Source organism: Lonsdalea iberica, from assembly GCF_002111585.1.
GTDB classification, from domain to species: Bacteria; Pseudomonadota; Gammaproteobacteria; order Enterobacterales; family Enterobacteriaceae; genus Lonsdalea; species Lonsdalea iberica.
On the sequence record NZ_LUTP01000004.1, the window covers coordinates 12,141 to 30,795 of the forward strand.

Annotated in this window: 14 protein-coding genes; 5 read left to right on the top strand and 9 right to left on the bottom strand. The window is 55.6% G+C overall.

The window, feature by feature from the left end; all coding sequences use genetic code 11:
• Positions 1-3 precede the first annotated feature (3 nt).
• Positions 4-1,053 (bottom strand): nitrogen regulation protein NR(II), encoded by a 1,050-nt coding sequence (gene glnL / locus AU511_RS02170; RefSeq protein WP_094100299.1) that lies wholly within the window; start codon positions 1,051-1,053, stop codon positions 4-6.
• A 203-nt stretch (positions 1,054-1,256) separates the two neighbouring features.
• Positions 1,257-2,666 (bottom strand): glutamate--ammonia ligase, encoded by a 1,410-nt coding sequence (glnA, locus tag AU511_RS02175; RefSeq protein WP_094100300.1) that lies wholly within the window; start codon positions 2,664-2,666, stop codon positions 1,257-1,259.
• A gap of 370 nt (positions 2,667-3,036) precedes the next feature.
• Here glnA and typA point away from each other — a divergent pair, with 370 nt between their 5' ends.
• The 4 genes from typA (at position 3,037) to fabY (ending at position 7,137) form a co-directional block, all read left to right on the top strand.
• Positions 3,037-4,860 carry a ribosome-dependent GTPase TypA gene (gene typA, locus AU511_RS02180; protein WP_094108630.1) on the top strand — a complete coding sequence of 608 codons (1,824 nt, stop codon included), beginning with the start codon at positions 3,037-3,039 and terminating at the stop codon, positions 4,858-4,860.
• Positions 4,861-5,064: 204 nt separating this feature from the next.
• The gene (gene yihX / locus AU511_RS02185) at positions 5,065-5,676 is read left to right on the top strand and encodes a glucose-1-phosphatase (RefSeq protein ID WP_094100302.1); all 612 of its coding nucleotides are present in this window, start codon (positions 5,065-5,067) and stop codon (positions 5,674-5,676) included.
• 46 nt (positions 5,677-5,722) lie between these two features.
• Complete coding sequence (dtd, locus tag AU511_RS02190; RefSeq protein ID WP_094100363.1) at positions 5,723-6,160, top strand: D-aminoacyl-tRNA deacylase; 438 nt, start codon at positions 5,723-5,725, stop codon at positions 6,158-6,160.
• A 35-nt stretch (positions 6,161-6,195) separates the two neighbouring features.
• Positions 6,196-7,137 (top strand): fatty acid biosynthesis protein FabY, encoded by a 942-nt coding sequence (gene fabY, locus AU511_RS02195; RefSeq protein WP_094108631.1) that lies wholly within the window; start codon positions 6,196-6,198, stop codon positions 7,135-7,137.
• A gap of 100 nt (positions 7,138-7,237) precedes the next feature.
• Here fabY and AU511_RS02200 read toward each other — a convergent pair whose 3' ends face one another.
• From AU511_RS02200 to gmk, 7 genes are all read right to left on the bottom strand, one after another.
• Positions 7,238-8,938 (bottom strand): AsmA family protein, encoded by a 1,701-nt coding sequence (locus AU511_RS02200; protein ID WP_094108632.1) that lies wholly within the window; start codon positions 8,936-8,938, stop codon positions 7,238-7,240.
• Positions 8,939-9,098: 160 nt separating this feature from the next.
• A complete protein-coding gene (locus tag AU511_RS02205; RefSeq protein ID WP_094108633.1) occupies positions 9,099-10,502 on the bottom strand; it encodes a nucleobase:cation symporter-2 family protein in 1,404 nt (467 codons plus the stop codon).
• 117 nt (positions 10,503-10,619) lie between these two features.
• The gene (recG, locus tag AU511_RS02210) at positions 10,620-12,701 is read right to left on the bottom strand and encodes an ATP-dependent DNA helicase RecG (protein WP_094108634.1); all 2,082 of its coding nucleotides are present in this window, start codon (positions 12,699-12,701) and stop codon (positions 10,620-10,622) included.
• The gene (trmH, locus tag AU511_RS02215) at positions 12,701-13,393 is read right to left on the bottom strand and encodes a tRNA (guanosine(18)-2'-O)-methyltransferase TrmH (protein WP_094100306.1); all 693 of its coding nucleotides are present in this window, start codon (positions 13,391-13,393) and stop codon (positions 12,701-12,703) included. The genes recG and trmH overlap by 1 nt, the downstream gene beginning before the upstream one ends.
• A 6-nt stretch (positions 13,394-13,399) precedes the next feature.
• Positions 13,400-15,499, bottom strand: coding sequence for a bifunctional GTP diphosphokinase/guanosine-3',5'-bis pyrophosphate 3'-pyrophosphohydrolase (gene spoT, locus AU511_RS02220; protein WP_094100307.1), 2,100 nt, complete (start codon positions 15,497-15,499; stop codon positions 13,400-13,402).
• Positions 15,500-15,517: 18 nt separating this feature from the next.
• Complete coding sequence (rpoZ, locus tag AU511_RS02225; protein ID WP_026740808.1) at positions 15,518-15,793, bottom strand: DNA-directed RNA polymerase subunit omega; 276 nt, start codon at positions 15,791-15,793, stop codon at positions 15,518-15,520.
• Between the two features lie 56 nt (positions 15,794-15,849).
• Positions 15,850-16,473 (bottom strand): guanylate kinase, encoded by a 624-nt coding sequence (gene gmk, locus AU511_RS02230; RefSeq protein ID WP_094108635.1) that lies wholly within the window; start codon positions 16,471-16,473, stop codon positions 15,850-15,852.
• Between the two features lie 324 nt (positions 16,474-16,797).
• Between gmk and ligB the strand changes: the two genes are divergently transcribed.
• Positions 16,798-18,501 (top strand): NAD-dependent DNA ligase LigB, encoded by a 1,704-nt coding sequence (gene ligB / locus AU511_RS02235; RefSeq protein WP_094108636.1) that lies wholly within the window; start codon positions 16,798-16,800, stop codon positions 18,499-18,501.
• Positions 18,502-18,655 lie beyond the last annotated feature (154 nt).

Below are 18,655 nucleotides of genomic sequence, written 5' to 3' on the forward strand. Positions count from 1 at the left end.
ACCTCACTGGCGGATGGGCAGATAGACCGAAAATTCGGTGTGACCTGGCCAACTGTTAAATTCAATTTTACCGGAGTGTTGATCGATAAGATTACGGGCGATCGACAGTCCTAGTCCGGTGCCCCCTTCACGTCCGCTAACCATCGGGTAAAACAGGGTATCTTGCAAATGGGCGGGGACGCCTGGGCCATCATCTGCGATATCGATACGGGCCACTAAACGATAGCGGACGCCGTGCAGCGTCAGCTGGAAAGCTGTGCGAGTACGGATCGTAATGGAGCCGCCTTCTTCACCCAACGCCTGCAATGCATTGCGGGTGATATTCAGCAGGACTTGTTCAATCTGATCCGGGTCGTGCATCAGTTCCGGCAAGCTGGGGTCGTAATCTCTGACCAGCGTGACGTTATCGGCTTTTTCCAGCGAAACCAGCTGGAAGATGCGCTCCGCGACCTGATGGATACTTTGCGTGACGTGCAGCCCCGGTTGCTGCGGCCCTAACAGGCGATCGACCAGGTTACGCAGGCGGTCCGCCTGTTCGATGATGACTTTGGTATATTCCGTCAGCGACGGATCGGGCAGTGCTTTGGACAGTAGCTGCGCCGCGCCGCGCAGGCCTCCCAGCGGGTTTTTAATTTCATGAGCCAGACCGCGAACCAGATCTCGCGCCGCCAGCTGCTGCGCATGTTGCAATTGCTCCTGACTGAGTTTGCGCTGGTTATCCATCGGCGCCATTTCCATCAGAATATAATCATTCTGAATACGCTGTGCCGTCAGCGACATGATATGGGCTCTGCCATCCACCACGATGGTGACCTCGTTATCGGTAAACCCCTGTCCGGAGTTGAGGCTGTCCATCATCAGGTCAATATTTAGCGAAAAGTAGCCAAGCAGTTCAGGCAATGGCGTTCCCGACAGCTTACGCGAGCTTTGCGCCAGCAGTTGTTGCGCTGCGGGGTTCGAATAATGGATCGCCAGATTTTTATCCAGCAATAAGATACTGTTAATCAATGAATTGAGGATCTGCCCAGCATCGGGCAGCGTGCCTGTTGCCATAACGCAGACTCCTGCACCTTTTTAGTGCGTCACATTCTGGATTGATAAATATTGCTAAGCAACCGTGCGATGTTGCGCGGAGAAAAAAGCCCATCCGAAGATGGGCTGAAAAGTTTCCACGGCAACAAAATAAACAAGAAATTTTGTCGGCGACGGCAGCTTCAACATCGTTATTATTCAGGCTGCCGTCGTTGCGCGAATAATTACACGCTGTAGTACAGTTCGAACTCTACCGGGTGCGGAGTCATACGTACGCGGTCGTTTTCAGCACGACGCAGTTCGATGTAAGCATCGATGGAGTCTTCGGTGAATACGCCGCCGCGCGTCAGGAACTCACGGTCTTCGTTCAACGCATTCAGCGCTTCTTCCAGCGACCCTGCTACGGTCGGGATTTCACTCGCTTCTTCCGGCGGCAAATCGTACAAGTTCTTATCCATGGCATCGCCAGGGTGGATCTTATTGATGATACCGTCCAGGCCAGCCATCAGCAGTGCGGTGAAAGCCAGGTACGGGTTGGCTGCCGGATCCGGGAAGCGAACTTCGATACGACGCGCTTTCGGGCTCGCGACCACCGGGATACGGATGGAGGCAGAACGGTTGCGCGCAGAGTAAGCCAGCATGACGGGGGCTTCATAACCCGGAACCAGTCGTTTGTACGAGTTGGTCGCTGGGTTGGTCAGGGCGTTGATGGCTTTCGCATGTTTGATTACGCCGCCGATGTAGTACAGCGCCATTTCGGACAGACCGCCGTATTTATCGCCGGAGAACAGGTTCACGCCGTCTTTGGACAGAGACATGTGGCAGTGCATACCGGAGCCGTTGTCGCCGAACATCGGTTTCGGCATGAACGTTGCCGTTTTACCGAAAGCATGGGCGACGTTGTGGACAACGTATTTGTAAATCTGGATTTCGTCGGCTTTCTTGGTCATGGTGTTGAAGCGGGTGGCCACTTCATTCTGACCAGCTGTCGCCACTTCGTGGTGATGCGCCTCAACCACCAGACCCATCTGCTCCATGGTCAAACACATGGTGGAACGGATGTCCTGAGAAGAGTCGACCGGAGGAACCGGGAAATAACCGCCTTTGACGGACGGACGGTGGCCTTTGTTGCCGCCTTCATATTCTTTGCTGGAGTTCCAGGCACCCTCGATATCGTCGATAGTGACGTGGGAGCCTGAGATGCTGCTGCCGAAGCGAACGTCATCAAACAGGAAAAACTCGGGTTCTGGCCCGAACAGTACGGTATCCGCGATACCGGAAGAACGCAGAAAGTCTTCTGCGCGTTTGGCGATGGAGCGCGGATCGCGATCGTAGCCCTGCATCGTGCCGGGTTCGAGGATGTCACAACGGATGATCAGCGTTGACTCTTCGTAGAATGGGTCGAGAACGGCGGTCGTGACGTCAGGCATTAACACCATGTCTGATTCGTTGATTCCTTTCCATCCGCCGATAGAAGAACCATCGAACATTTTGCCGTCTTCGAAGAAATCTGCGTCTACCTGATGGGAAGGGATCGTGACGTGCTGTTCTTTACCTTTAGTATCGGTGAAACGAAGGTCGACGAATTTCACCTCATGTTCTTTCAGCAGCGTCAAAACGTGTTCAACTGACATACTTGGTTCTCCCGGGTTATATCATTTATCGTCGTGGAACGAATATCGTTGTGGAATGTTGTTGTGACCGTACGTAGACTATAGCTAAATCTGTGCCAACTTTAGTATTTGTGCCTGAGAGCCGGTTCTCTGGTTTTCTAAGTGGTCTTCGACTGCACCAATATAGTAATCTGCACCAAAATAGTGCTTTATTTTGCATTGTTAGCACCATGTTGGTGCTCTTCAATGTGTTTGCCGCGAAATTGCACCGTGAAAGGGATCACAACGCCTCAATGTGAGGTTGTTTGCAAGAGATGTTTGTGATCCTGTTTAGTCCCTCGATTAATCCGTGTACAATAGCGCGCTATTTCTAAATGCCTGAGGCAAAGCTGTGATCGAAAATTTGCGTAACATCGCTATTATTGCGCACGTTGACCATGGGAAAACCACCCTGGTCGACAAGCTGCTACAACAGTCCGGTACGTTCGATGAACGTAGTGAAGCCACCGAACGTGTTATGGACTCCAACGATTTGGAGAAAGAGCGCGGGATCACCATCCTCGCTAAAAATACCGCCATCAATTGGAAAGACTATCGCATCAACATCGTTGATACCCCAGGACACGCCGACTTCGGCGGTGAGGTAGAACGTGTTATGTCGATGGTCGACTCGGTGCTACTGGTCGTTGATGCAATGGATGGCCCGATGCCGCAGACCCGTTTCGTGACCAAAAAAGCTTTTGCCAATGGTCTGAAGCCGATCGTGGTCATCAACAAGGTTGACCGTCCGGGCGCACGCCCTGACTGGGTTGTCGATCAGGTGTTCGACCTGTTTGTAAACCTGGATGCTACTGATGAGCAGCTGGACTTCCCTATCGTTTACGCTTCCGCGTTGAACGGTATTGCTGGTCTGGATCACTCCGATATGGCCAGCGACATGACGCCGCTGTTTGAAGCGATCGTCGAACACGTTGACGCGCCGAAAGTTGACCGTGACGGTCCGCTGCAGATGCAGATCTCCCAGCTGGACTACAACAACTACGTGGGTGTTATCGGTATCGGCCGTATCAAGCGTGGTCTGGTTAAGCCTAACCAGCAGGTCACTATCATCGACAGCGAAGGCAAAACCCGTAACGGTAAAGTCGGTAAAGTCTTGGGCCACATGGGTCTGGAGCGTATCGAATCCACGCTGGCGGAAGCGGGTGACATCATCGCTATCACCGGTCTGGGCGAGCTGAACATTTCCGATACCATCTGCGATCCGACGAACGTTGAAGCGCTGCCTGCGCTGAGCGTCGACGAACCGACAGTGACCATGTTCTTCTGCGTCAACACGTCTCCTTTCTGCGGTAAAGAAGGTAAGTTCGTGACGTCGCGTCAGATCCTTGAGCGTCTGAACAAAGAGCTGATCCACAACGTTGCACTGCGCGTTGAAGAGACAGATGATGCGGATGCTTTCCGCGTATCTGGTCGTGGTGAGCTTCACCTGTCTGTCCTGATTGAAAACATGCGTCGCGAAGGCTTTGAAATGGCCGTTTCGCGTCCGAAAGTGATCAACCGCGTGATCGACGGTCGCAACCAAGAACCGTTTGAAAACGTGACGCTGGATATCGAAGAACAGCATCAGGGCTCCGTCATGCAGGCGATGGGCGAGCGTAAAGGCGACGTTAAAGACATGGTTCCAGATGGCAAGGGCCGTATTCGTCTCGACTACGTTATCCCAAGCCGCGGTCTGATCGGTTTCCGTACCGAGTTCATGACCATGACGTCTGGTACTGGTCTGCTGTACTCCACGTTCAGCCACTACGATGACGTGCGTCCGGGCGAGATCGGTCAGCGTCAGAACGGCGTGCTGATCTCCAACGGTCAGGGTAAAGCTGTTGCGTTTGCCCTGTACGGCCTGCAGGACCGCGGTAAGCTGTTCCTGGGACATGGCGCCGAAGTTTATGAAGGCCAGATCATCGGTATTCACTCACGCTCTAACGACTTGACCGTGAACTGTCTGACCGGTAAGAAACTGACCAACATGCGTGCTTCGGGTACGGATGAAGCGACGACACTGGTACCGCCGGTCAAGATGACTCTGGAGCAGGCTCTGGAATTTATCGATGACGACGAATTGGTTGAAGTTACGCCGACGTCTGTCCGTCTGCGTAAACGTCACCTGACCGAAAACGACCGCCGCCGCGCGGGTCGTTCGAGCAAAGAAGGCTAAGCGCCTTTTCTGTAACAACGGTCTCGTTTAGAAAGAGCCAGTCAGCGAAAGCTGACTGGCTCTTTTGTTTTATTTTCAGTTGATTATCGTCATTATACAGAGCAACCCCACACCGGCTGATGGTGTATTCGGGCTCCGATCTTCTCTGTTCAGTTCTCCCTTTTACCGTTACAGTGAAAGCCTACCGACTCATCAGGAGGACCTATGTTGTATATCTTTGATTTGGGCAACGTCGTCATTGATATCGATTTCAAACGGGTGCTGGGAGTATGGAGCAACCTTAGCGGTGTCCCCCTGGCAAGCCTAAGCGAACGCTTCGTTATGGGGCAGGCGTTTGAGCAGCACGAGCGCGGCGAGATCGATGATGAGGCATTTGCTTCTCAGTTGTGCCACGAAATGGGGATTGCCCTCAGCTTTGAGCAGTTTGCCGCGGGCTGGGAATCCATCTTTATCGGGGTGCGTCCTGAAGCGCTGGATATCATGAAGCAATTACGGCGAGACGGTCAGCGGGTTGTGGTGTTGTCCAATACCAACCGCCTGCATCATCAACAGTGGTCTGCGCTCTACCCCGAAATAGAACAGGCCGCCGACCGTCTGTATTTATCTCAGGAGCTGGGTATGCGTAAACCTGATGCGGCAATCTACGAGTATGTGCTGCAACAGGAAGGCTGCCGTGTCGAGGACGCCATCTTCTTCGATGATAATGCGGACAATATCACCGCGGCATCTGCGTTGGGCATCCATGCTATTCAGGTCAACGATCGTCAGGTTCTGACGGACTTCTTTTCTTCTCAGCCCGCCGTGGAGAGTGAATAGCGCCAAGCAGTTTCGATTCGGCATCAGACAGGAGCAGCAACGTTTTATGATTGGGTTAATTCAGCGTGTCTCCAGCGCCAGCGTCACCGTGGACAACGACATTATCGGGAAAATCGATGCGGGATTACTGGTTTTGTTGGGCGTTGAGCAGGGCGATGACGAAAAAAACGCCGCACGGTTGTGCGAACGGGTGATCGGGTACCGAATTTTTGGTGATGAGCAGGGGAAAATGAACCTTAACGTGCGTCAGGCGGGCGGCAGTCTGCTGGTGGTATCGCAGTTTACGCTAGCGGCCGACACACAAAGGGGGATGCGCCCCAGTTTTTCCCGCGGCGCGGCGCCTGCCGAGGCGGATCGGTTGTATCAATACTTTATCGGTCAATGCCGGGAGCAGGGCATTGTCACGGAAACCGGCCGTTTTGCCGCCGACATGAAGGTTGAGCTCGTCAATGACGGGCCGGTGACCTTCTGGCTACAGGCATAAAACGGATCGCTTCTCTTGGTTAACTGAGGCTGTGTATGTATCACTTGAGAGTGCCGGAAAGCGCCGAAGAGCTAGAAGCCTACTATCAGTTCCGCTGGGAGATGTTGCGTAAGCCGTTGCGACAGCCAATGGGATCGGAGCGCGACGCTTATGATTTGCTGGCGCACCATCAGACCGTTGTTGATGTGCAAGGGCGGCTGGTGGCCGTTGGGCGACTCTACATTAATGCCGATAATGAAGCCTCTATCCGTTTTCTGGCGGTTCACCCTGCCGTGAGACGTAAAGGGTTGGGTACTTTGCTGGCGATGGCGCTGGAGTCGGTGGCGCGCCAGGAGGGAGCCAAGCGCGTGGTGTGCAGCGCCCGCGAAGAGGCGATGCCCTTTTTTGCCAAATTAGGGTTTGAGGATCAGGGCGAGGTCACGACGCCGCAGACGACACCCATTCGACACTTCCTGATGATCAAACCTGTGGCGACGCTGGATGATATTTTGCATCGCCCGGACTGGTGCGGTCAGCTGCAGCAAGCCTGGCACGATCATATTCCGCTCAGCGAAAAGATGGGTGTGCGCATCAGCCAGTACACCGGCAAGAAATTTATCACCACGATGCCGGAAGCCGTCAATCAAAACCCCCATCACACCATCTTCGCCGGCAGCCTGTTTTCGCTGGCGACCTTGACAGGCTGGGGGCTTATTTGGCTATTGCTGCGGGAGCGTCAACTGGGAGGCACCATTGTTTTGGCGGATGCCCATATTCGTTACAGCTCGCCGGTTATTGGTCGTCCCAGTGCGGTAGCCAACCTTGGGTCGCTGAGCGGCGATCTGGACAAGTTGGCGCGTGGCCGTCGGGCGAGGGTTCATCTGAACGTCGAATTGTTTGGTGAAGGTCCAAAAGGGGCGTTGTTCGAAGGCGTATACATGGTCTTGCCGCCCGCGCAGGATGATCCTCTGGAGCCTGCTGGTTTGTCGGGAGACTAATTTAAGGCGCAGAAAGCGATGGCTGCGGGAATCGCTTCCCATGGATAACTGAAGGCCGGATGATGAGTCCGGCCTTCTTCTTGGCATCACTTCGTCCGCTCTAGGGCGTGGGCATTTGGTCCTGTAAGACACCTTGATGCAACGGCTGTTGAAGCGGTTGGCCCGCGCTGTCAGTCCCCTGCAAAATGCCATTCAACGTAGGTTTCAGCGGTGTGGCATTTTCCATCTTGCCATTCAGTCGTAGCTGAAAGTTGAGATTCCCCGACGGCATGTGCGTCGGCGTTGGCCAGCCCCAGTGCAACAACGTGTCGAACGACGTCGATTTACCCTTCATATCGAGCGTGAATTCACGCGCGGGAGTTTGATCGACACTCGCTGTTGCTTCCAACAGTCCCCCCTGCGTGAAGGCACTGAGGTCGGTAAAAGTGATCCGATCGTTGTTAGCCGTCAATGCCAGCGACGGACGTCGAATATCCACTTTATTGAACGTGGCATCGCTGGCGTTCAGGTTCAGCGAGCCCTGCCAAATACCCCACTGATGCTGGCGAGCTAGCAACAAGTCGCTGCCATAGCCGTCAAGTGCGGTCACCTGGGAGGGGAAGTCCGGGTTAATATCGATCAACAAGTTGCGATTGGCGGTCAATTTTTTGACGGATATCTCTTCCAGCCAGGAAGGCAGCGTTTGTTGCCAGCGTTGACGCCAGTCTCCCGGCAGGGTGTATTCCATTCCCGCGATAACCAGCTCATCTAGCGTCAGCCGGTGGCCGTTGCGCAGCCAGTTGCCACTGGCTCGCAGCAGCCCCTTCTCCCAACGGGTTGAGAACTGGCGAATGGCAACCCCTTGCGCGGACAGGTCCAGATTGATAATCGGGTCGATCAGATGCATATCGCCGTTAATGAGATCGGTTGCATTGAACGAGAGCGAGCCGTCCTCACTTTGCCAGTTATCCTGTCGGAAGGTGACATGCTGTAGTGTGGCGTCAAGATCGCTGGCGGCCCAGCCGGGTCCCTCAATACGCGCGTTTATCAGGTCAAAACGGTCGACGCTGACGGCGGGCAGCGCTGCGACGGGCTGCCAGAAATCAGAGAGGGAACGCGAGGTTTGCAGCCTCACGTGACTCAGTCTGAGCCGATGAATCTGCCAACCGCCATCCTCCGCACGCTGTGCACTGCCGGTCAGTTCTCCCCGGGCGACATTAGCGCCGACGTTGCTCAGCGTCAGGCGCCGATTCTCTAAAGTACCTTCCACTAATACCTGACTAGCGGGAATATCGTTCAGCGTCAGCGAGCGGGCGCTGAGCTGAAAACGCGCGTTATTTCCTAGCAAATTATCGGGTTGCGGCTCCCACGGCGTGATGCCGCCGTTGACCTGTTGCCCGTTGAGCCGCCAGTCGCCATCCTGCGCCTGTAGCGCCATATCCTTGAACTGCAACACGTCAGCCTTAAAAGGCAGGGCGTAGCCGGATTGACTTAGATTGAGCGTTCCCCCCTCTAGCCGCAGGCTGGCCAAGTGGGAAGGCGTGGTGATTTGGCGCACGCTAAGTCCCACGGAGACCTGTTTAGCGACCAGCGTGGGCGGCTGATTTTCTCGGCCGAAAGAGATCTCCTCGAGCTGGAAGACGCTGGGCGATGTCCAGCTGTGAGACACTTTTTTCAGTGCGAGTCGGTATTCGGTATGTTGACTGACCCAACGGCTGATCTCGTTGGCTCCCCATCCGGTCTGCAGCGCGAAATAAAGCGCCACCAGAGCCAGAAGGGTCAGTAACAGCAGTGAGATGAGTAGTTTCCCGATAAATTTCATCGTATCAGTCCATGCCTGTCGTCGAGGATTGAAATGTTATGCCGCAATGTCTGCCGCGGCTCAAGTCGGTCATCATACTCCTGACAAGAATCAGGGACCGATGTTGCATCATGGGGCCCTGATTAGCACGGTAAATACGAAATATCTGGAAGCAGGCTCCCTATTCTTTTTCTTCTTTCTCTTGCGGGAACACGAGATTCAAGACGATGGCGGTGATTCCGCCAGCGGCGATGCCGGAAGACAGGAGGGTTTTCAGCCAGTCAGGCGCGAACTGCAAGATCAGCGGCTGCTGAGCTACGCCCAGACCCACGGCCAGCGACAGGGCGATGATCATGATCGCCCGGCGGTCGAGCGGTTCTCGAGACACGATGCGCACGCCTGAGGCGGCGATTGTGCCGAACATCACGATGGTCGCGCCTCCCAGCACCGGTTCTGGAATATGTTGAACGAACCCGCTAACCGCCGGGAACAGGCCGAGGGCAATCAGCATCAGCGCGACGACGAAACCGACATGGCGGCTGGCGACGCCGGTCAGTTGGATCACGCCGTTGTTCTGGCCGAAGCAGGAGTTGGGAAAGGTATTGAATACCGCCGAAAGCATGGAGTTCAGGCCGTTGGCCAGTACGCCGCCTTTGAGGCGTTTCATATACAGCGGCCCGCGTACCGGCTGTTCAGAGACATCGGAGGTGGCAGTAATGTCGCCGATAGTTTCCAGCGATGTCACCATGAATACCAGCATCAGTGGCACGATCAGGCTCCAGTCAAAGCCCAGACCGTAATACAACGGCGTCGGCACCATGATGGCGGACTGCGCTGAGCTGGACATTTCCTTCGGCAGCATGCCCATCAGCCACGCTGCCAGGTACCCGACGGCCATGGCGATCACCAGAGAGGCGACGCGCAGATAGGGATTGCGTTGGCGATTCAGCAGGATGATAACCAGTAGGACCACGCCAGCCAGCAGCAGATTTTTAGGCGCGCCGAACGAGTGATCGTTGAGAGCCGCAAACCCGCCGCCGATCGAGGTCAGCCCGACTTGAATCAGCGACAGACCAATAATCATGACCACCACGCCGGATACCAGCGGGGTAATAATCCTGCGGGCCAGATGAAGAACGCGGGACAGCAGGATCTCGGTACAGGAGGCGACCATCAGTGTGCCGAACAGCGCGGCCATCATGGTCGGCACATCTGCGCCGCCGTTTTTCAACGCCAACCCGCCCATGATAAGCGGCGTCACGAAGTTAAAGCTGGTGCCCTGAATCGACAGCAGTCCGGAGCCAATGGGCCCCCAGGTTTTGATTTGCAGTATGGAGGCCAGACCGGAAGCAAACAGCGACATGCTGATGATGTGTTGCGTATCCTGCGCGGGGAGTCCGAGTGCCTGGCAGATCAGCAGCGCTGGCGTAATAACGGCGACGAACATCGCTAACAGGTGCTGAGCGGCGGCAAACAGCGTTTGCGGTAGCGGCGGGCGGTCTTCAAGACGGTAGATGAGTTCGCTGCGTGGATGGGCAGCTGCGGGTTCTTCCGGGCGCAAAGGTTCGGCAGAGGGAATACGCATGGCGGTTGGCACTCCAGAACGACAAAAAACGCATTTTAATGATCTGCCTAACAAAAGCAAACGGTTGCGTATTTCATCTTCCTGCATGACCGTGGGGGAGGTAATCGCTTCTGGCGTTTAGGCGTTGGTGTAGCGCGCGCTTTCCGGCAGCCAGCGTTCTATCAGGGCTTGCGCGTGTTCGGGATAGCGCTCATGGATATGGCGCGCAAGACGCTGGACCGGTGGGATCAGCGCCTGGTCTCGCAGAAGGTCGGCGACTTTGAATTCGGCACTGCCGGTTTGACGGGTGCCGAGCAACTCACCCGGTCCACGGATCTCGAGATCGCGTTGAGCGATCACAAAGCCGTCGTTGCTATCTCGTAAAACCTGCAGCCGCTTCTGCGCGGTTTTGCTGAGCGGTGATTTGTACAACAGCACGCAGTGGGAAGCGACAGAACCGCGGCCGACGCGTCCACGCAGCTGGTGCAGCTGCGCCAGACCGAGCCGTTCCGGGTTTTCGATAATCATCAGGCTGGCATTGGGGACGTCGACCCCGACTTCAATCACGGTGGTAGCGACGAGCAGCTGAATTTGGCCTGCCTTGAACGCTTCCATCACCTGTTGTTTTTCCTGCGCCTTCATTCGTCCGTGCACCAGCCCGATAGTGAGCGCCGGCAGCGCTTCGCGCAGTTCCTGACAGGTAGCTTCCGCTGCCTGCGCCTCCAGAAGGTCTGACTCCTCAATCAAGGTACACACCCAGTAGGCCTGACGCCCTTCCTGCTGACAGGCATTGTCGACGCGCTGGATGATATCGCTACGGCGAGTGTCGGGGATGGCGACGGTAGTGACGGGCGTTCTGCCCGGCGGTAGTTCGTCGATGACGGACGTTTCCAGGTCGGCGTATGCGGTCATCGCCAGCGTACGTGGGATCGGCGTTGCAGTCATAATCAGCTGGTGGGGGTGAAATCCTTGCTGCTCGCCTTTTTCCCACAGGGCAAGCCGCTGATGTACGCCGAACCGGTGCTGTTCATCGATGATGACCAGCGCCAGACCATTAAACTGGACCTGCTGCTGGAAAATGGCGTGAGTACCGACCACCATGCTTACATCGCCATTGGCGATCGCGTCCTGCTGAGTCTGACGAGCTTTGCCCTTCTGCTTTCCAGCCAGCCATCCGACGTTAATGCCGAGCGGCGCAAACCACTGACGGAAGTTGTGCGCATGTTGTTCCGCCAACAGTTCGGTCGGCGCCATGAGGGCCACCTGCTTGCCGTGAGCAATGGCGCGCAATGCGGCCAAAGCCGCCACCAGCGTTTTGCCGGAGCCGACGTCGCCTTGAACTAGCCGCATCATAGGATAAGGGTGATTCAAATCCTGTTCGATTTCGGCCACGACGCGCTCCTGCGCCCGAGTCGGCGAAAACGGCAGGGCGGCCAGCAACTGTTGTTTCAACGCATCGCGGGGAGGTAACGCCAGCGCATGGTGGCGCTGGGCGCCGGCACGTGCAGCCAGCATGCTCAGGTTGTGGGCCAATAGCTCTTCCATGATCAACCGTTGCTGAGCCGGATGTTTACCCTGCTCCAGTTCGCTCAATTGCATGTCGGGCGGAGGCCGATGAAGCGTATGCAGCGCCTCCGTCAGGCTCATCGTCGTGTGATTAAGCTCTTGCGGCAGCAGTTCATCAATCGGATGGCGGTCCAGCAGTTTTAGCGCCTGGTCGGTTAGCTTGCGTAGCGTGGCCTGACGGATTCCGTCGGTGGTGGGATAGACCGGCGTCAGCGTTTCCTGCAGCACCACATCGCTTTCTTCGCCTTGGACCCGATACTCCGGGTGGATAATTTCAGCCCCCAGCTTGCCGCGGCGGATTTCGCCATAGGCGATGACTCGCTGGCCCGGCGACAGGCTGTTTTTCATGGCGGCGTTGAAGTTGAAAAAGCGCAGCGTGAGCATACCGCTACCATCGCTGATCTGGCAGGTCAGCATACGACGGCGGCCGAAGGCGACGTCACAGCGCAAAATTTCACCCTCTACGGTTGCGTAGATGCCCGGAAGAAGATCGTTGATGGGATAAAGCTGAGTGCGGTCTTCGTAGCGCAGCGGTAGATGAAATAGCAGGTCTTCCACCGTTTCCAGACCGATGCGGGCCAATTTATTCGCCTGACTGGGCCCGACGCCGACAAGCGTGTTCAGCGGTTGGGTATTCAGCAGGCGCCCGCGCATTATTGTTCCGTGGACTGCATGGCGGCCCACCACGGGGTGTCGGCGACCACCTGACCCTGCTGGTCTATGCGCGGCCGTGGCAGTCCCTTACGTTTCGCGACGCGGGCGAGAACGGGATAACCGCCTTCGAACAACAGCCGCTGTTGCTCTTCTTCGTCCAACGGGCTGGTGTCACGTTGATACATCCCTGCCATCTGACGCTGGCGCTGCGCCTCATAAAGAATCAATGCGGAAGCGACGGAGACATTGAGGGACTGGACCATACCGGTCATCGGAATAATGATGTCTTGGTCTGCCAAAGCCAGCGCTTCGGCGGAGATGCCGGTTTTTTCCTGACCGAGAAGAATGCAGGTAGGGCGGGTGTAATCAATATCCCGAAAATCAACGGCTTTGTCAGAAAGGTGGGTGGCCAGAACTTGCATACCCTGCGTTTTCAGATGTCCAACGGCGTCGTTAATGGTGGCGTGGGTTTTGACTTTTACCCAGCTATTGCTGCCCGCGGCGGTAGAAACCAGCGTTCTCATATGGCCCGTCGGCCATATGGCGTGAACCTGGTGAACGCCTACGGCATCCGCCGTACGAATAACGGCGGAGACATTATGAGGCTTATGGACTTGCTCCATACACACCGTCAGGTCGGGCTGGCGGTGATTCAGCATCTCTCTGATGCGCGCATAGCGTTCTGGCGTCATAACGGATTAGTTTCGGTTACGGTTAACTTTAATCACATCCGGCATCACGCGGATCTTGCGCATAATATTCGCAAGATGGACACGGTCGCGTGCTGTCAGGCGTATGAAGGCACTGTATACCCTGCCGTCTTTTTCTTCCGTATTGATGCTTTGGATATTGGCATTAGCGGTGTTAATGGCGGCGGTCAGGTTGGCCAGTACGCCCTGATGGTTGAGCATGTCCACCTTGATTTCCGTCAGGAACTCCTGCTCAGTCACCTTGTCCCATTCCACCGCCATGAATTTTTCAGGTTCTTTTTGGTAACCGCGGATATTGCGGCAGGACTCATGGTGGATCACCAGACCTTTACCCGGGCTGACGTGCGCAATGATCGGGTCGCCCGGAATGGGGCGGCAGCATTTGGCGAAGGTCACCAACACGCCGTCGGCGCCTTTGATCGGGAGCTTACGGATGCCGGAGCTGTTCAATCCGGTATCTTCTTCCAGCAGATTTCTGGCCACCACGATGCTCATGGCGTTGCCAAGGCCGATTTCCGCCAGTAGATCGTCCAGCGAGGAGAGTTTCATACGGTCCAGCTCGCGCTGAATATTGGGCGCGGGAACTTCGGACAGCTTGCGGCCGTGGCCCAGCGCATGATTCAACAGACGACGTCCTAAGCTGACGGAATCGTCACGTTTTAGGTTTTTCAGTAGCTGACGGATTCTGGCGCGGGCTTTGGAGCTGACAACAAAATTCAGCCAGGCGGCGTTGGGCCGTGCGCCCGGCGCTGTGATGATCTCGACCGTCTGACCGTTTTTCAGCGCTTGAGACAGCGGATACGGCTGACGGTCGACACGTGCGCCCACGCAGGCGTGACCGATGTCGGTATGCACCGCATAGGCGAAGTCCACCGGTGTGGCGCCGGAGGGCAGTTCGACAATGCGGCCTTCCGGCGTGAAGACGTACATTTCGTCCGGAAACAAATCCGACTTCACGCTTTCGATAAATTCAAATGAACTGCCAGCGCTTTGCTGCAGTTCCATCAGGCTCTGCATCCAGCGGCGCGCGCGGACTTGTGCGGTCGTGCTGCTTTCACCTTCTTTATACGCCCAGTGTGCGGCTACGCCCATCTCAGCCATTTGATCCATATCTTCCGTACGGATCTGCACTTCGACCGGTACGCCGTGCGGGCCGATCAAAGAGGTATGCAACGATTGATAGCCGTTGGCTTTCGGGATGGCGATATAGTCTTTAACGCGACCGGGGCGGGGTTTGTATAGGCCGTGTACCTGGCCCAATACGCGATAGCAGGTATCCAAATCGCTGACGATCACCCGAAAGGCGTAAATATCCATAATGGAGTGAAAACGCTGTTCTTTCAGGTGCATCTTGCAGTAGATGGAGTAGAGGTGTTTTTCCCGGCCGCCAACGCGACAGGGGATGCCGGCTTCCAGCAAGCGCCCTTCGATTTCAGACAGGATCTTCTGAATCATCTCCTTGCGGTTGCCGCGTGCGGCTTTCACCACTTCTTTGATGACACGGTAACGGTTCGGATAGAGTGCTTCAAACCCCAGCTCTTCCAGCTCGGTTTTCAGATGATGAATACCAAGCCGATGGGCCAGCGGGCTGTAAATTTCTAATGTTTCCCGGGCGATGCGTCGGCGTTTATCCGGCCTTAGCGCTCCCAGCGTCCGCATATTGTGGGTACGGTCGGCAAGTTTGATCAGAATGACGCGGATGTCTTGCACCATCGCCATGATCATTTTGCGAAAATTTTCCGCCTGAGCTTCTTTCTTGTCGCGAAACTTAAGCTTATCCAGCTTGGAGACGCCTTCCACCAGCTCGGCAACGCTTTTGCCAAACAGCTGTTCCATATCCTGGTAGGTGGCGGGCGTGTCTTCGATCACGTCATGCAGTAGCGCCGCCATGAGCGTTTCATAATCGAGACGCATCTCGGCCAAAATGCAGGCTACGGCTACTGGATGGGTGATGTAAGGCTCGCCGCTGGAGCGAGTCTGACCCTCGTGAGCATCACGTGCGACAAGGTAAGCCTGCCGGAGACGTTTTATCTGGTCTTCGGGCAGGTAATTCTGAATCAGCAGATTAAGGCTTTCAAACAGATACAAGGGCGACTCTTGGTGTTATTAGCGGCGACCTTCAGCGATTGCGGTGACCGCCTGAATTTCTGCGGCTTCCTGCTCCTGCTGCTCCTGACGTTCACGGGCGTCGAGAATTTGCGAAGTGATCAGACCTTCTTCGATCTCACGCAGTGCGATAACCGTGTACTTGTCGTTTTCTTCAGGAACCAGAGCATCTTTGCCCCCAACCTGGATCTGACGGGCGCGACGGGCAGCGACCAACACCAGGTCAAAACGGTTACCAATTTTTTCTACAGCGTCTTGAACAGTTACGCGTGCCATAATGAGGGACTCCACAGGGAAATAAAAAAAGACTGGGCATGATACTGAATGTGCCGTCAGTCTGCCAATAGTTTGGTGATTAAACCGTCATGCCGCACTTTCTGGCGGGATAAACGCAGACGTTCGGCGCGAATAATGGTTTTCAAGTCCTGCAACGCCAAATTAAAGTCATCGTTGACGAGAAGATAATCGTATTCAGCATAGTGGCTCATTTCGGCAATCGCCTGCGCCATGCGTCGATCAATCACTTCCTCGCTATCCTGGCCACGGCCGCGCAAGCGACGTTCTAGCTCTTCTTTAGAAGGCGGCAGGATGAAAATACTCCGAGCGGAAGGCATCCGCTCGCGAATCTGCTTAGCGCCCTGCCAGTCTATGTCCAGGAATACATCTACGCCGGTAGACAGCACTTGCTCAATGGCGGTACGAGACGTTCCATAATAATTACCGAAAACCTCGGCATACTCCAGAAACTCATCGTTCCCAATCATGCGCTTGAACTCATCAACCGGCACGAAATAATAGTGCTCGCCGTGATTTTCTCCCGGCCGTTTGTCGCGAGTGGTATGAGAAATGGAAACCTGTGTGTCATACAGCGGCTGCGTTTTCAACAGCGCAGTAATCAAACTGGATTTTCCGGCACCGCTCGGTGCGGAAACAATATATAACGTGCCTTGAGCCATAGTGAATGTATCTGATTCAGTAGTTAGAATTGATGCAGCGGAACGTGCAGTTGTCTGCATTATACATGTCACGCCGCCGTCAGTCGCGCAGCGTAGGTATTGAACCCACCTTGTTTGACAAATTGGCTTATCTTTTTACCGCGATCAAATGCTTTTCTCTTCCTTGCCTATCCATTGTGTAGTGCGCCGCAATTTTTTATCCCCTTCCTGTAACGGCGCAAATTGTCTGCGGAACGGCTCGCAACTGTAATGCCTGGCGCTGGGTCCGTGGTTGGTCTCCGTGCTTTACTTTCGCTGCGCTGAACGGAGGAGGCTGGAGGAATTATGCGATACGGATATTGGTTGGGCATAGCGGCGATGTTGTTGACAGAGCTGGCTTTGGCTACCGAAGCTTGCCCGGAATGGGCTCCCCAGCGGGCCCGTCGGGAAATTCAGCGACTGGGGCAGCAGTTGGCGCAATGGGATAAGGCGTATCATGAAGAGGGCCTCAGCCCGGTTCCGGATGATACATACGACCAGATGCGCACCATGTTGGCAGGCTGGCAGCGCTGTTTTCCAACGCAGGACGCGGTGTTTGAGGTGCGTTTACCCGGTCAGGGAAAAAAGCTTCACCCGGTAGCGCAGACTGGCCTTAGAAAACTTTCCGACGAGGGCGAGCTACGGCAATGGATGGCGGCCCGGCGCCATCTTTGGGTTCAACCCAAGGTGGATGGTGTGGCTGTGACGCTGGTTTATCAGCAAGGCCGCCTGGTCTCTGCCGTCAGCAGAGGCAATGGGCGGCAAGGAGAAGACTGGACGGAGAAGGTTCGTCAGATCGTCGCTATCCCTCAGCAAATTCGGCTCATGCGGGGCCATAACACTGGAATATCTGAGCGTGTGGTTCTGCAGGGCGAGCTGTTTCTTCCGGTGGAGAATCATCGTCAGAATAAGCTCGGCGGCCTCAACGCCCGGGCGCTGGTCGCAGGAGAAATGCGGCGCAAACAACCTTCCCCGCGGTTGGCGAATATCGGGGTTTTTATCTGGGCGTGGCCCGACGGGCCCCGCAGCATGACGCAGCGGCTGGCGGCGTTGCGTGATATGGGGTTTGCGCTGACGGAGCGCTATTCCGAACCTATCGTCTCGCTGGCCGAGGCTGGACGCTGGCGTGAGCACTGGTATCAATCCCCATTGCCGTTTGTCACCGATGGCGTGGTGATCCGTCAGGAAGACGAGCCAGCAGGCCGCTACTGGCAGCCAGGAGCGTCTGAATGGGCGATAGCCTGGAAATATCCGTCGGTTCACCGCATCGCGGAGGTCGAGGGCGTTGAATTTCCGGTGGGGCGAACCGGAAAAATAGGGGCCGTTTTGGCGCTGGAGACGGTGACGCTGGATGATAAGCAGGTCAGCAGAGTGAATGTTGGCTCTGTGGCACGATGGCGGCGGTGGGATGTCATGCCTGGAGATCGCGTGACCGTGAGTCTCGCGGGGCGAGGCATACCCCGGCTCGATGGTGTCGTGTGGCGTGGCGTGGAGCGTTTGATGGTGGAGGCGCCTGACACAGCGCAGTTCGATGAGTTTTCCTGCTTCCGGTGGAGCAAAGCGTGCCAGCCGCAATTTCTGGCGCGTCTGGCCTGGTTAAGCAGCGATGCGGGGTTGGCGATATCGGGATTACGCGAAGGCCTGTGGAAACGATTGATACAGGCGCAGCAGCTGAAGGACTTGATTGGCTGGCTGGCTCTGGGGCGAGACCAGATCAGCGCCGCGGCGTCTGTCGGTGAAATGCGCGCGGGGCTGCTGCACCAACAGTTCCAATCGACGCGACATCTGCCGCTATCGCGTTGGCTGCTGGCCTTGGGGATGCCGTTGCCACCGTCAGCTCATGTCGCGCTGTCGGGACACTCTTTTTCACAGCTCCAGCAACGCAGCATTGCTGAGTGGCAGCAGTTACCCGGCGTTGGTCATCGGCGTGCGCGCAAGATAAGTCAGTTTTTACATCATCCGGAGGTGCTATCGATGATGCGGCAAATTGAGTCGTACGGTATTAAATAGCGGAAAAATTCAATTTTTCAGAAATATTCCGATGGCTGTAATGAAAAAAGCGAGTGTGATGACGAATAAATAATTTTATTAAAAGGAAATACTGCTGATAAAAGGTAAAAGAATTATTTATCGTTATATATAAACTAAGGCCACAGAGTTTATT